Source organism: Knoellia tibetensis, from assembly GCF_048606415.1.
Classification (GTDB): domain Bacteria; phylum Actinomycetota; class Actinomycetes; order Actinomycetales; family Dermatophilaceae; genus Knoellia; species Knoellia tibetensis.
The window spans coordinates 14,007-27,753 of record NZ_JBMBWF010000005.1; the positions used below are offsets into that span (position 1 = coordinate 14,007).

The 13,747-nt window shown below is 70.7% G+C and carries 11 protein-coding genes; 7 read left to right on the top strand and 4 right to left on the bottom strand.

The window, feature by feature from the left end; genetic code table 11:
* Positions 1-42 precede the first annotated feature (42 nt).
* The gene (locus ACOJV7_RS16365; protein ID WP_420191294.1) at positions 43-969 is read left to right on the top strand and encodes an alpha/beta hydrolase; all 927 of its coding nucleotides are present in this window, start codon (positions 43-45) and stop codon (positions 967-969) included.
* On the opposite strand, the gene ACOJV7_RS16370 is transcribed toward ACOJV7_RS16365, so the two are convergent.
* Complete coding sequence (locus tag ACOJV7_RS16370; protein WP_420191295.1) at positions 951-2,810, bottom strand: helix-turn-helix domain-containing protein; 1,860 nt, start codon at positions 2,808-2,810, stop codon at positions 951-953. The genes ACOJV7_RS16365 and ACOJV7_RS16370 overlap by 19 nt on opposite strands.
* A gap of 163 nt (positions 2,811-2,973) precedes the next feature.
* Between ACOJV7_RS16370 and ACOJV7_RS16375 the strand changes: the two genes are divergently transcribed.
* From ACOJV7_RS16375 to ACOJV7_RS16400, 6 genes are all read left to right on the top strand, one after another.
* Entirely contained in the window at positions 2,974-3,789 is an 816-nt protein-coding gene (locus ACOJV7_RS16375) for an ABC transporter ATP-binding protein (protein WP_474543131.1), read from the top strand.
* Positions 3,782-4,531: an ABC transporter ATP-binding protein gene (locus ACOJV7_RS16380; RefSeq protein ID WP_420191296.1), complete on the top strand. Its 750-nt coding sequence runs from the start codon at positions 3,782-3,784 to the stop codon at positions 4,529-4,531. Before ACOJV7_RS16375 ends, ACOJV7_RS16380 begins: the two co-directional genes overlap by 8 nt.
* Before the next feature lie 125 nt (positions 4,532-4,656).
* Entirely contained in the window at positions 4,657-5,907 is a 1,251-nt protein-coding gene (locus tag ACOJV7_RS16385) for an ABC transporter substrate-binding protein (protein WP_420191297.1), read from the top strand.
* Between the two features lie 50 nt (positions 5,908-5,957).
* Entirely contained in the window at positions 5,958-6,827 is an 870-nt protein-coding gene (locus ACOJV7_RS16390; RefSeq protein WP_420191298.1) for a branched-chain amino acid ABC transporter permease, read from the top strand.
* Entirely contained in the window at positions 6,824-7,858 is a 1,035-nt protein-coding gene (locus tag ACOJV7_RS16395; RefSeq protein WP_420191299.1) for a branched-chain amino acid ABC transporter permease, read from the top strand. The genes ACOJV7_RS16390 and ACOJV7_RS16395 overlap by 4 nt, the downstream gene beginning before the upstream one ends.
* A complete protein-coding gene (locus ACOJV7_RS16400; protein ID WP_420191300.1) occupies positions 7,851-8,600 on the top strand; it encodes a 3-hydroxybutyrate dehydrogenase in 750 nt (249 codons plus the stop codon). Before ACOJV7_RS16395 ends, ACOJV7_RS16400 begins: the two co-directional genes overlap by 8 nt.
* Before the next feature lie 162 nt (positions 8,601-8,762).
* Here ACOJV7_RS16400 and ACOJV7_RS16405 read toward each other — a convergent pair whose 3' ends face one another.
* The 3 genes from ACOJV7_RS16405 to ACOJV7_RS16415 form a co-directional block, all read right to left on the bottom strand.
* A complete protein-coding gene (locus ACOJV7_RS16405; RefSeq protein ID WP_420191301.1) occupies positions 8,763-9,935 on the bottom strand; it encodes a class I SAM-dependent methyltransferase in 1,173 nt (390 codons plus the stop codon).
* 7 nt (positions 9,936-9,942) lie between these two features.
* Complete coding sequence (locus ACOJV7_RS16410; RefSeq protein ID WP_420191302.1) at positions 9,943-11,478, bottom strand: helix-turn-helix domain-containing protein; 1,536 nt, start codon at positions 11,476-11,478, stop codon at positions 9,943-9,945.
* A 108-nt stretch (positions 11,479-11,586) separates the two neighbouring features.
* Positions 11,587-13,746 carry a 3-hydroxyacyl-CoA dehydrogenase NAD-binding domain-containing protein gene (locus ACOJV7_RS16415; RefSeq protein ID WP_420191303.1) on the bottom strand — a complete coding sequence of 720 codons (2,160 nt, stop codon included), beginning with the start codon at positions 13,744-13,746 and terminating at the stop codon, positions 11,587-11,589.
* Position 13,747 lies beyond the last annotated feature (1 nt).

The following is a 13,747-nucleotide window of genomic DNA, read 5'->3' on the forward strand; positions in this document are numbered from 1 at the left end:
CCGGGGGCGGCGACCAGCGGCCCGCAGCGCGGAGGTGAGCCAGTGAGAGTCGTCCCGGCCTTCACGGTGGAGGTGGACACCGGCACGCTCGCGGTCCACGACCTCACGCCCGGCGCCTACCGTGTCGACGTCCCGGTCGTCCTCGCGCTCCACGGCATCACTGCGAACGGCCTCGCCTGGCAGGCCCTCGCCGACGAGCTCGTCCGCCGCCACGGGGTCGGGGGAGTGCGGGTCCTCGCGCCGGACCTGCGCGGCCGGGCCGCGAGCAGCGGTGTGCCGGGCCCCTATGGCATCGCCGCGCACGCCGCCGACACCTCAGCGATCGCATCGGCCTTCGGTGGCCACCCCGTCCTCGTCGGCCACTCGATGGGCGCGTTCGTCGCCGCGTCGGCCGCGGCCAAGGACCCCGACCGCTACCGCGCGCTCGTCCTCGTCGACGGCGGACTGGGCTTCCCCGTGCCGGGCGGACGCGACGTCGACGAGGCCCTGTCGGCCGTCATCGGGCCGGCGATGACCCGGCTGTCGATGGTCTTCGACTCACCCGACGACCACCTCGCCTTCTGGCGGCGGCACCCCGCCGTCGGCCCGCTCCTCGCGGGTGCGGGGGGCCTGTGGCTGCGCCGCTACCTCGACCACGACCTCGTCGAGGCGCCGGACGGCTGGCGGTCCAGCTGTGTGCTCGAGGCGGTGCGTGCCGACGGGCGTGACGTCCTCGTCGACCCAGACACCCTGGCCGCCGCCGGTCGCGCCGTCGACTCCGGCGTCCCCACCGAGCTGCTCTGGGCGCGCCGCGGCCTGCTCGACGAGCCGCAGGGCCTCTACGACGAGGACCGGTTGCGCGCCCTCGCGCTGCCACCGGCCCTGCGCACGACCCAGGTCCCGGACTCGAACCACTACTCGGTCATCCTCGAACCTGCCGCGATCCAGCGGCTCGCGGACGTCGTCGACGCTCAGCTCGCGACGAGGTGACGCAGCCTCAGCGCGAGCTGCAGCTCGAGCGCGCGGTCCGGTGACTGCCAGCCATCGCCGACGAGCCGGGTGATCCGCTCGAGCCTCTGGGCGACGGTGTTGGTGTGCACGTGCAGGCTCGTCGCCGCGTGCCGCGGGCTGGCACCCGCGAGGAAGTAGGCCTCGAGCGTGCCCACGAGGTCGGTGCCCCTCGCCTCGTCGTAGTCGACGAGCGACCCGAGGACGGAGTCGACGTATGCCGTGACCTCCGGTCGTGTGCCCACGATGAGTCCCGCAAAGCCCAGCTCCGCGGCAGAAGCGCCGTCGCCACGCCGACCGAGCGCGACCAGGGCCTCGGCCGTCCGCAGCGCCTCGGTGTGGGCGGAGGCCAAGTCGGCCGTGAGCGTCGAGCGAGACTCGTCCACCGGGCCGGCGGCCCCGACCGTGACGCAGTGGCTCCGCGAGAGGCGGGCGGCGAGATCCGCTGCGAGAGAGCCGGGTTCGCCGCCGGGAATGAGGGTGACGACGTGGCCGTCGACCTCACCGACGAGCGCCTGACCACCGAGTGCGGCGTTGACGGCGAGGACGAGCGAGCGCGTGCTCCCGCCGTCGTCGCGACGGACCGCGAGCAGGCAGGTGGGCTCGCGCAGGTCGAGGCCCAGGGAGCGCGCCGCGGGCACGAGCACGGCCGCGTCGCCGTGGCCCCCGACGAGCCCGGCCACGAGGTCGGTGCGCTGCTGCTGGCGGGCCTCGGCGCGGTTGCGCTCACCGAGCAGCACGAGGGCCGTGACGACGGCCGCGCGCTCGACCGTGCGCTCGTCGGACTCGTCCATCGTCGAGACGTCGCCGATGACGAGATAGCCGATGGCCTCGCCTGTCGCGGTGATGCCGATCGCCCACACGTCGTCGTCGAGGCGGGAGAGACGCACACCATCGGCCCGCTCGACGACGTCGGCGGCGAGCCTGTGCAGGGCATCGCCGCTCGGCGGGTCGTCGCCCGCGACGCTGCGGGGCACCCCCTCGTCGTCGAGCAGGATCGCCCAGCCGCCGAGGAGCCGGGTGAGCGACTCGGTGAGGTCGTCGACGCCACCACCCTCCAGGACGATCTCGGCGAACCGGTCGTGCGCGGCGGCGGCCCGCTCGATGCCGGCGGCGTAGCGGCTCACGCTCTCGGTCGCCTCGGACAGGGCCGCGAGTGTGCGCGCTGACTCCTCCGCCGCGCGGACCTGGACGATGGTCACGGCCGCGAGCGCGGCGAGCGAGCCGAGCAGGGCCACCTCGTCGTGGGTGAAGGGACGCGGGGTGCGGTTCGAGGCGAAGAGGACGCCGACGAACTCGTCCTTGACGATGAGGGGAGTGCCGCAGATGGCGACAAGGCCCTCGTCGCCGACGGCGCCGTCGATCGAGCTCGTGTGCTTGAAGCGGGCGTCCTCGAAGTAGTCGGCCGTCCAGTAGGGCTTGCGCGACTGGGCGACGAGGCCGCCGAGCCCGGCACCGAAGTCGAGACGGACGACCTGGAACTGTGCCGACACCGAGCCGGCTGTGGCCCGCATGAAGGTGTCCTCGTGCACCGGGTCGTAGAGCGTGAGGTAGGCGACGTCGGTCCCCATGAGGGCCCGGGCGCGGCGGACGATCGCGTCGAGGACGACGGAGGGGTCGCTCATCGACGCGAGCTCACCCGCGGTGTCGACGAGGGCGGCGAGCTGCTGCTCGCGACGGCGCTGCACGTCGAAGGCGCCGGCGATGCGCAACGCGAGGTCGCGGGCGTGAGGGTCCACGTCGAGCGCGGCGAGGTCGGCCGCCGAGGCGCCGGAGGCGAGCAGCTCGAGCAGGCGCGTCCCTGCATCCACGTCGTCGTGCATGTCGCCGATCCTAGGGGGCCGATGAGCACGTTGCATGGTGCGGCGAACCACGACCGCGGCGAGACAGTGGTGGGGGACCCCATGAGGCCCGCGAAGGCCCCGTCCTAGGGTGATGCCTCACCGCCTGCAGAACCTCTGCGGTGCGGAGCACAAGGAGGTGCAGGTGAGTCCGAGCGCATCGACGTCCACGTCCCCGACGACGGCGTCCGCGTCCAGCCCCGGGACGGTCATGCTGCAGACGGTCGGCCTGACGAAGAACTTCCGCGGGTTCACTGCCGTCAACTCGGTCGACCTCGACGTCGCCGAAGGCACGATCCACGCCCTCGTCGGCCCCAACGGTGCCGGCAAGACCACCCTCTTCAACCTCCTCACCGGATTCCTGGCGCCGACGTCCGGCCAGATCCTCCTGCGCGGGAACGACATCGCGGGCAAGCAGCCGGAGCAGATCGCCCACATGGGTGTCGCCCGCTCCTTCCAGATCACGAGCCTCTTCGAGCAGATGACTCTGCTCGAGCACCTCGAGCTCGCCCTCGCCTCGCCGACCGGCCTGGGCTACCGCTTCTGGTCCTCGCGCAAGCAGCTGAGCCGCTTCAAGGCCCGCGGCATGGAGCTCCTGGACGAGGTCGGCCTGGCCGACCGCAGCGGCGTCACCGCCGGCTCCCTCGCCTACGGCCAGAAGCGGGCGCTCGAGATCTCGCTGGCCCTGGCCAACGACCCGGCGCTGCTCCTGCTCGACGAGCCGACCGCCGGCATGGGCCTCGAGGACGTCGACCGGACCATCGCCCTCGTCAAGAAGGCGTCGAAGGGCCGCACGGTCGTCTTCGTCGACCACAACATGCACGTCGTCGGGTCGCTCGCCGACCGCGTCACGGTGCTCCAGTCCGGCGAGGTCCTCGCCGAGGGAACCTACGACGACGTGAGGAACGACGAGCGCGTCATCACCGCATACCTCGGAGACACGGGAGGCGAGCATGGCTGAGCCGGCCACGACCACCAGGGCAGAGGAGGACCGGACCACGACGCCACTGCTCACCGTCGAGAAGCTCTCCGCCTTCCACGGCGAGGCACAGGCGCTGCGTGAGGTCTCGCTCGACGTCTCACCCGGTGAGGTCGTCACGCTCGTCGGACGCAACGGCGCCGGCAAGACGACGCTGCTCCGCTCGATCATGGGCCTGCACCGCAACGTCCGCGGCACGGTGACCCTCGACGGCCAGACCCTCGACGGCCGGTCCGCGGACAAGCGGGCCCGCGCCGGTCTCGGCTGGGTGCCCGACGACCGCGGCATCTACGCGACGCTCACCGTCGCCGAGAACCTCAGCCTCCCGCCCGTCGTCGACAAGGGGGCGGCCTGGAGCCTCGACCGGATCTACGAGCACTTCCCGGTGCTGCGCGAGCGCCGCGACTTCCCCGGGACCAAGCTCTCCGGTGGTGAGCAGCAGATGCTCGCCATGGCGCGACCGTTGCGCGCCGGGTCGCGGCTCCTGCTCCTCGACGAGCCGAGCGAGGGGCTCGCCCCCGTCATCGTCGACAAGATCGGCGAGATCATCCGCGACATCAAGAGCCAGGGCGTCGCGGTCCTGCTCGTCGAGCAGAACGTGAGGTTCGCGGGCACGGTGGCCGACCGCCACAACCTGCTCGCCCAGGGGGAGATCGTCGAGAGCCTCCCCAACGAGGAGTTCCGCTCCCGCACCACGGAGCTGCTCGAGCACCTCGGCATGTAGCTCCGAGTCCGCGCTCCCTGCGCACACCCGGACCGTCGCACTCCTCGCGGCGGACGGCACCCCACGACAACCGCACGACTCACAGTTGACCGCCGGGCACGGCATACACACCCCAGGAGGGGCACATGCGACACACCAAGAAGACGACGCTCGCGGCGATGGTGGCCGGTTCCGGCCTCCTGCTCTCCGCCTGTGGCAGCGCCGGCGGCGGCCCGTCCTCGGGCGGCGGCAAGATCTCCGACGACAAGATCGTGCTCGCGGTCCTCAACGACCAGTCGGGTGTCTACAAGGACCTGTCCGGCCCCAACTCCGTCGAGGCCGTGAAGATGGCCGTCGAGGACTGGAAGGCCAAGCACAAGGACGACGCCGTCTCCAAGAACATCGAGGTCGTCACGGCCGACCACCAGAACAAGCCGGACATCGCCAACACCAAGGCGCAGGAGCTCTACGACCGGCAGAAGGCCGACATCATCCTCGACGTCCCGACCTCGTCGGCGGCCCTCGCCGTCGCGACGCAGGCCAAGACGAAGAAGAAGGTCTACATCAACATCGGCGCCGGCACGACCGCGCTCACCGGTGCGCAGTGCAACAAGTACACGTTCCACTGGGCCTACGACACCTACATGCTCGCCAAGGGCACCGGTGGCACGCTCACGAAGAACGGCGGCAAGAGCTGGAACGTCGTCTACCCCGACTACGCCTTCGGCCAGGACATGACGAAGTCGTTCGAGGCGCAGGTCTCCGGCGCCGGCGGCTCGGTCGCCCAGAAGGTGCCGACGCCGTTCCCCAACGACAACTTCGCGACCTACATCACCAAGGCCGCGGCCGACAAGCCCGACGTCATCGGCACCATGCACGCCGGTGGTGACCTCATCAACTTCGTCAAGCAGTACAACCAGGCGGGCATCAGCGACCAGATCAAACTCGCCGTGGGCCTGATGTTCATCACCGACATCCACAGCCTCGGCGCCGACCAGTTCAAGGGCGTCACCTTCACCGACGCGTGGTACTGGAACTTCGACGAGCAGAACCGCGAGTGGGCCGACAAGTTCCAGGCGAAGACCAAGACCCGCCCGTCGTTCGCGCACGCCGCGAACTACTCCGCGGCCTTCAACTACCTCGAGGCCGTCCAGGAGGCCGGCAGCGACACCGGTGACGACGTGGTCGCCAAGCTCGAGGGCAAGAAGATCAACGACGTCTTCCTGCGCAACGGTGAGGTCCGCAAGGGCGACCACCGCGTCATCCACGACGTCTACCTCGCCGAGGTCAAGCCGCAGGCCGAGGTCAAGGAGGAGTGGGACTACGAGAAGATCGTCGCCACCATCCCCGCCGCCGAGGCCTTCAAGCCGGAAGCCGAGTCCGGCTGCTCCATGTGAGCCGCTGACTCCACCGAACCGGAACTCCTAGAGGTCACCAGAGGTAGGCGATGAGCGCATTCATCCAGTACACCCTGCAGGGTCTGGCGACGGGCGGTTTCTACGCCCTCGCCGCCCTCGGGCTGGCCGTCATCTTCGGCGTCATGGGGGTGGTCAACTTCAGCCACGGCGCCATGTACATGCTCGGGGCCGTCGGCTCGGCCGTCCTGCTCGACGTGCTCGACGTGCCGTTCTGGGGTGCGCTCGTGATCGTGCCGGTCCTGCTGTTCCTCTTCGGCATCGCCGTCGAGCGCCTGCTCGTCCGGTGGCTCCTCGGGCTCGACCCGCTCTACAACTTCCTCCTCACGTTCGGTCTCACGCTGCTCATCGTCGACCTCGTCAAGCGCCGCTACGGCGTCTCGGGGCTGCCGTACGAACTGCCGGCCGGGCTCGAGGGGCGGGTGAGCGTGGGCGGGTTGAGCCTGTCGAGCTACCAGCTCTTCGCGGCGTTCTTCTCGGTGGCGCTCTGCCTCGCCGTGTGGCTGCTGCTCACGAAGACGCGCATCGGCATGATCGTGCGCGCCTCGACCGAGGACGCCGAGCGCACCCGCGCCCTCGGCATCAACGTCGGGCGCTGGGTGACGCCGGTCTTCGGCTTCGGCATCGCCCTGGCCGGTGTGGCGGGGGTCCTCGCGGCCCCGTTCCGCGCCATCACCGCCGACATGGGCAGCAACTTCATCATCATCCTGTTCGCCGTCGTCGTCATCGGCGGGCTCGGCTCGATCCTCGGCGCGGTCGTCGCCGGGTTCCTCGTCGGGCTCGTCGAGGCGTACGGCCAGGCCTACGCGCCGTCGTTCGCGCAGGTCCTCATCTTCGTCCTCATGGCAGCGGTCGTCCTCGTCCGCCCGGCGGGACTCTTCGGTCGCGAGGAGGCCTCATGAGCGCCCAGCTCACCGAGACGACGCGGGTCGAGACCGCGGCGTCCGCAGCACCCGAGCGCAAGGTGAACCCGTTCCTGCGGGCCGGCCTGCTCCTGCTCGCGCTGCTCGTCGTGCTCGCCCTGCCCTGGTACATCTACCCGCCGGTGGCGATGGACATCCTCGCGTGGGGACTCTTCGCCATCTCGATCGACCTGCTCCTCGGCTTCACCGGCCTGCTGAGCTTCGGCCACGCCGCCTTCTGGGGCACGTCGGCCTACGTCACCGGCATCATCGCCATCCGCAGCGGGCTGCCGTTCCCGGTCGCCGTGCTCGGTGGGGCGCTCGTCGCCATGCTCCTCGCGATCCCGACCGGCTACCTCGCCGTGCGTCGCACCGGCATCTACTTCGCGATGGTGACGCTCGCCTTCGCACAGATGCTCTTCTTCATCGCCAACCAGGCCCGCGACCTCACCGGTGGCGAGAACGGCCTCCAGGGCATCCCGAAGTCGTTCTTCGGGATCGAGCTCGTCGAGACCGACCCGTTCTACTTCTACTACGCCGCACTACCGCTCATCCTCATCGGCGCCTTCGCGGCCTGGCGCACGGTGTCGTCGCCCTTCGGTCGCGTCCTGCTCGCCATCCGCGACAACCCCGCCCGGGCGCGGGCGCTCGGCTACGACGTCGAGCGCTACAAGATCATGGTCTTCGTCATCTCGGCCGGCATCGCCGGTCTCGCCGGTGGCGTCTTCTCGGTGAGCCACGGCTTCGCCTCGCTCCAGGAGCTCATCTGGACGACGTCGGGCAAGGTCGTCCTCATCACCGTCCTCGGCGGCATCGGGACGCTGTGGGGTGGGCCGCTGGGTGCCGCCGTCGTCGTCATCCTCGAGGACCAGCTCGCCTCCTCGGGCTTCAACGGCATCGGCATCATCACCGGCACGATCTTCGTCCTCATCGTCCTGCTCTTCCGCAAGGGCATCTGGGGCACCGGAGCCGACCTCATCGCCAAGGTGCGCAACCGCGGCCGCTCCACCGGCGGGCGGCGCGATGCTTGACGGCCGCACCGCGCTCGTCACGGGCGCCGGCAGCGGCATCGGCGCGGCCGTGGTCGAGCGGCTGGCGTCCTCCGGGGCGTCAGTCCACGCCGTCGACATCGACGGGGACGGCCTCGACAAGCTCGTCGCCCGCGTCGGTGACGGCCGGGTCACGCCCTGGGTCATCGACCTCTCGGACCTCGACGCCCACGACATGCTGCCCACCGACATCGACGTCCTCGTCAACAACGCCGGCGTCCAGCACGTCGCCCCCGTCCACGAGTTCCCGGTCGACGAGTTCGAGCGGATCCACCGGATCATGCTGCTCTCGCCCTTCCGGCTCGTGCGGGCCTGCCTCCCACACATGTATGCCGGTGGGTGGGGTCGTGTCGTCAACGTCTCGTCCGTCCACGGGTTGAGGGCGAGTGCCTTCAAGTCCGCCTACGTCGCGGCGAAGCACGGGCTCGAGGGGCTGAGCAAGGTCGTGGCGCTGGAGTCCGGGGACAAGGGCGTGACGAGCAACTGCATCAACCCGGCCTACGTCCGGACCCCGCTCGTCGAGAAGCAGGTCGCCGACCAGGCCGCCGCCCACGGCATCCCCGAGTCCGACGTCCTCGAGAAGATCATGCTCACGCCCGTCGCCGTGAAGCGGCTCATCGAGCCGGGCGAGGTCGCCGATCTCGTGGCGTTCCTCTGCGGGCCCTCGTCGGACTCCATCTCGGGCAGCTCGTTCACCATGGACGGCGGGTGGACGGCTCACTGAGCACGTCGTCCACCTTCCACGTCGCGTGGACAAGCGTGTTCGCCGCATCCATCCGCAGCTCGCGCGCTGCGCGCACTCGCCGCTCCCGCCAGTCCCAGCCAGCGGCGAACACACACGTCCGCGCTCCAGATCCGCTCACCTTCGGCGTCCTGCGCCCGCTTTTCAGCGCTTGGTGGAGACGGTGACAGTGAACTTGGGGGTTCGGGTCGCTTGCCGGGTCGGGCCGACAACGCGTTCGAGCGTTGGCCGGTAGGCGAGGTGGGAGTTCCAGACGCACCAGAGCTCGCCGCCGGGCTCGAGGACGCGTCCGGCGTCGGTGAAGAGGCGCTCGGCGAGGCCGGTGTGGAGGGTGGCTCCGACGTGGAACGGCGGGTTGAGGACGACGAGCTTGGCCGAACCGTCGGCAGCTGTCTCGAGGCCGTCGGCACGGACGACCTCGACGCGGTCGGCGACGCCGTTGGCGTCGGCGGTGGCGGCGGCCGAGTCCACGGCGGCGGCCGACTGGTCGGTCGCGAGGACCTGTAGGTCGGGGCGGGCGAGAGCGAGCGCGGCGGCGACGACGCCGCTGCCGCAGGCGAGGTCGACGGCTCGGGAGGTGGGGTCGACGGCTCGCATCGACGGGATGGCATCGAGGAGCAGGCGGGTGCCGATGTCGATGGAGGTGCCCGCGAAGACGCCACCGTGCGCCACGACGGTGAGCCCGACGTCGTCGTGACGCTCGCGTCTCGGCCACGCCGGCACGACGCCATCTCGCGGTGACGACGCGTGCAGCACACGTGACTTCTGACGCGCGAGACTGGCGTGGACGTGCGAGAACGACTGTGCGAGAACGTCGTTCATCGAGCGGGACATGTGCTTGACCCGGCCACCAGCGACGACCCGAACGTCGGGGCGGGCGTGGACGGCCACGAGCGTGGCCACCTCGTCGAGCGTGTCCAGGGACCGCGGCAGCTGGATCAGGACGAGTCGGGCACCTTCGAGGAGGGACGCGCCGAGACCGTGGTGGGAGAACGGCATACGGGAGCCGTCGCGTCCGAGACCACGACGGGTGGCGTTCGCGACGAGCGCACGCTCACCGAGGACGCCGTCCTGGTGCACGCGCACGCCCGACGCGCCCCGCGAGACCGCACCGAGCGTGAGGGCGCCGTGGCGGTCGCCGATGACGACGACGTCACCGTCATCGGTCGGCAACGGACCGGCCTCGTCGAGGACGAGCCGGTCCGTCGCGTCCCACGCCTGGAGGTTCGGCGCGTCGACGTCGGGCCAGCGGCGCAGGTCGGACCAGTCGGGCGCGGACTGGTCGGCCGGGCCGGACGGGTCGGGCAGGTCGGTCACCGCCCCGTCAGATGTCGCGGAAGATCTCGATGGTCGCGCCGAGGGCGTTGAGGCGCTCGGCGAGGTCCTCGTAGCCACGGTTGATGACATAGACGTTGCGCAGCACCGACGTGCCGTTGGCGGCGAGCATCGCGAGCAGCACGACGACGCCGGGGCGCAGCGCCGGCGGGCACATGACCTCGGCGGGACGCCACTTCGCGGTGCGACCGGTGATCATGACGCGGTGCGGGTCGAGGAGCTGGACCTGCGCGCCGACCTTGGTGAGCTCGGTGAGGTAGATCGCGCGGTTCTCGTAGACCCAGTCGTGGATCATGGTCGTGCCCTCGGCGCACGCCGCGATGAGCGCGAAGAACGGCAGGTTGTCGATGTTGAGGCCGGGGAACGGCATCGGCGCGATCTTGTCGATCGGCGCGGTGAGCGAGCTCGGTAGGATCGTGAGGTCGGCGAGGCGCGTGTGGCCGTTCTTGGCGAGGTACTCCTCGGACATCTCGTACTGCAGGCCCATCTGCTCGAGCGTCGCGAGCTCGATCTCGAGGAACTCGATCGGCGCGCGCTCGATGGTGATCGACGACTCGGTGACGACCGCGGCGGCGATGAGGCTCATGGCCTCGATCGGGTCCTCGCTGGGGGAGTAGTCGACATCGACGTCGATCGACTCCCGGCCGGTGACGGTGAGGGTCGTCGTGCCGACGCCCTGGACGTCGACGCCGAGGCGCTGGAGGAAGAAGCAGACGTCCTGCACCATGTAGTTGGACGACGCGTTGCGGATGACCGTCGTGCCCGGGTTGAGGGCGGCGGCGAAGAGCGCGTTCTCGGTGACGGTGTCGCCGCGCTCGGTGAGGACGATTGCGCGCTCGGGGCGCACGGACCGGTCGACCTTGGCCTCGTAGAAGCCGTGCGTCGCCGTGACGTCGAGGCCGAACGACTGGAGCGCGGTGAGGTGCGGCTCGACGGTGCGGGTGCCGAGGTCGCAGCCGCCGGCGTAGGGCAGCGAGAACGTGTCGAACTGGTGGAGCAGCGGGCCGAGGAACATGATGACGGTGCGGGTGCGGCGGGCCGCGGCGATGTCGATCGAGGCGAGGTCGAGCGTCGCCGGCGGGATGATCTCGAGGTCGCTCGTGCCCTCGAGCCAGCGGACCTTGACGCCCATCGAGGTGAGCACCTCGATGATCCGGTTGACCTCCTCGATGCGCGCGAGGTTGCGCAGCGTCGTGCGGCCCTTGTTGAGCAGGGCGGCGCAGAGGAGGCCGACGGCGGCGTTCTTGCTCGTCTTGACGGGGATGGATCCGGAGAGCTTGGCGCCGCCGACGATCCGCAGGTGCTGGGGGCCGCTGTGGCCGAGGGAGACGAACTCGCTGCCGAGCGTCTCGCCCACGCGGGCGAGCATCTCGAGGCTGAGGTTCTGCCGCCCCTGTTCGATGCGCGCGACGGCGCTCTGGCTCGTGCCGAGCTTCTCGGCGAGCTCGTTCTGGGTCAGGCCCTGGTGGCGCCGGGCGTCCCGGATGAGGGTCCCGATCCGGGTGAGGTAGCTGGACTCAGTCATGCGTTCCAGCGTATATCGGATATGAGATAACGCAAGCCTGAGGGTCGACGCGAAAGCGGGCGGACGGCATACCTGCAGACCAGGTATGCCGTCCGCCCACTCGTGCGCTCAGGCTGGGACGCTCGCCGCGCCCGGGGGGAGGAAGCGACGGCCGAGGACCTTCTCGGAGACGCCTTCGCGGTCGAGCAGCGGGCTGAGGCCGCCGTTCCAGAACTGGAAGCCGGCGCCCGTGATGAGCGCGAGGTCGATGTCCATCGGCGCCTGCGCGACGCCCTCCTCGAGCATGAGACCGACCTCCTCGGCGAGCACCGACAGCACCCGCTCGCGGACCTCGGCGACATCGAGCTCGACCGGGTTCTCGGGGGCGATGTGGGCCGCCTCGACCTCCGGGTCGACGACGGGGCGGCCGTCGACGAGCTGGTAGTAGCCGGGCTTCCTCATCTCGACGATCTTGCGCAGGTTCGGCGAGACGTGGAAGCGGTCGCCGAACGCCCGGTGGAGCGTCTCGCTGTTGTGCAGCGCGATCGCCGGGCCGACGAGCCCGAGCAGGACGAAGGGCGGCATCGGGGCGAGGCCGGCGACCGCCTTCTCTGCGACGAGGACGGGCGTGCCCTCGTCGACGATCCTGCTGAACTCGCCCATGAAGCGGCCGAGGAGACGGTTGACGATGAACGACGCCGAGTCCTTGACGAGGATCGTCGTCTTCTTGAGGCCCTTGCCGGTGGCGAACGCCGTGGCGAGCGCCGCGTCGTCGGTCCGCTCGCCCGAGATGATCTCGAGCAGCGGCATGACGGCGACGGGGTTGAAGAAGTGCAGCCCGACGACGCGCTCCGGGTGCGTGAGGTCGGCAGTCATCTCGGTGATCGACAGCGAGCTCGTGTTCGAGGCGAGGACGCACTCGGGCGAGACGACGGCCTCGACCTCGGCCCAGACCTGCTTCTTGACCGACATCTCCTCGAAGACCGCCTCGATGACGAGGTCGGCGTCGGCGAAGCCGTCCTTGGAGGTGGAGCCGGTGACGAGGCCCGCGAGGTGGTTGGCCCGGTCGCGGCCGATCTTCCCCGCCTCGAACGACTTCGTGATCTCTCCGTGCACCCACGCGACGCCCTTGTCGACGCGCTCCTGGTCGAGGTCGGTCATGACGACCGGCACCTTGAGGTTGCGGGCGAAGAGCAGGGCGAGCTGGCTGGCCATGAGACCGGCTCCGACGACGCCGACCTTGGTGACCTTGCGCGCCAGTGCCTTGTCGGGCGCGCCGGCGGGACGCTTGGCCCGCTTCTGGACGAGGTCGAACGCATAGAGGCCGGCGCGGAGCTCGTCGGCCATGAGGAGGTCGGCCAGCGCCTGGTCCTCGGCGGCGAAGGCCTCGTCTCGGGTGGCGGTGCGCGCGGCCTCGACGAGTGCGAGGGCACGCAGCGGGCCGGGGGAGCGGCCCGCCGTCTTGGCGAGGACGAGGCCCTTGGCGGCCTTGAGCGCCGCGGCCCACTCGCTCTCGTCGCGCGAGACCTCGGGGCGCTCGACCGTGGTCTCGCCGGAGAGGACGCGGGCGGCCCAGGCGATCGACTCCTCGAGGAAGTCGGCCGGCTCGAGGAGCACGTCGCCGAGGCCCAGCTTCGCCGCGGCGGGGCCGGAGAGCATGCGGTTGGTGTTCATCGGGTTCTCGATGATGACCTTGAGGGCGTTGGCGGGGCCGACGAGGTTGGGGAGGAGGAAGCAGCCGCCCCAGCCCGGCACGAGGCCGAGGAAGGTCTCCGGCAGGGCGATCGCGGGCACGCCGGCGCTGATCGTGCGGTAGTCGCACGACAGGGCCACCTCGACGCCGCCACCCATCGCCGCGCCGTTGACGAACGCGAAGGTCGGCACCGGCAGGTCCATGATCGCGGCGAACGCGGCGTGGCCGGCCCGGGCGATCCCGAGGGCCTGCTCGCGGCTGCTCACCGTCGGTACGCCCGAGAGGTCGGCGCCGACGGCGAAGATGAACGGCTTGCCGGTGATGGCGACGGCTTGCACCTCGCCGGCCTCGGCGCGGTCCCGCAGGGTGTCGACGGCCCGGTGGAGCTCGGCGATCCCCTCGGGCCCGAACGTGTTGGGCTTCGTGTGGTCGAAGCCGTTGTCGAGCGTGATGAGCGCAAGGGTGCCGCCGTCGCCGGGGAGGGCCACGTCCTGGACGAGGGCGTGGGTGACGACCTCGCCGCGCGGCGCGCGCTCGGCGGGCGCCGCGGCCTGCGTCCCGGTGGGGGCGTCGGCGGTCGTGGTGGTGGCGGCCATG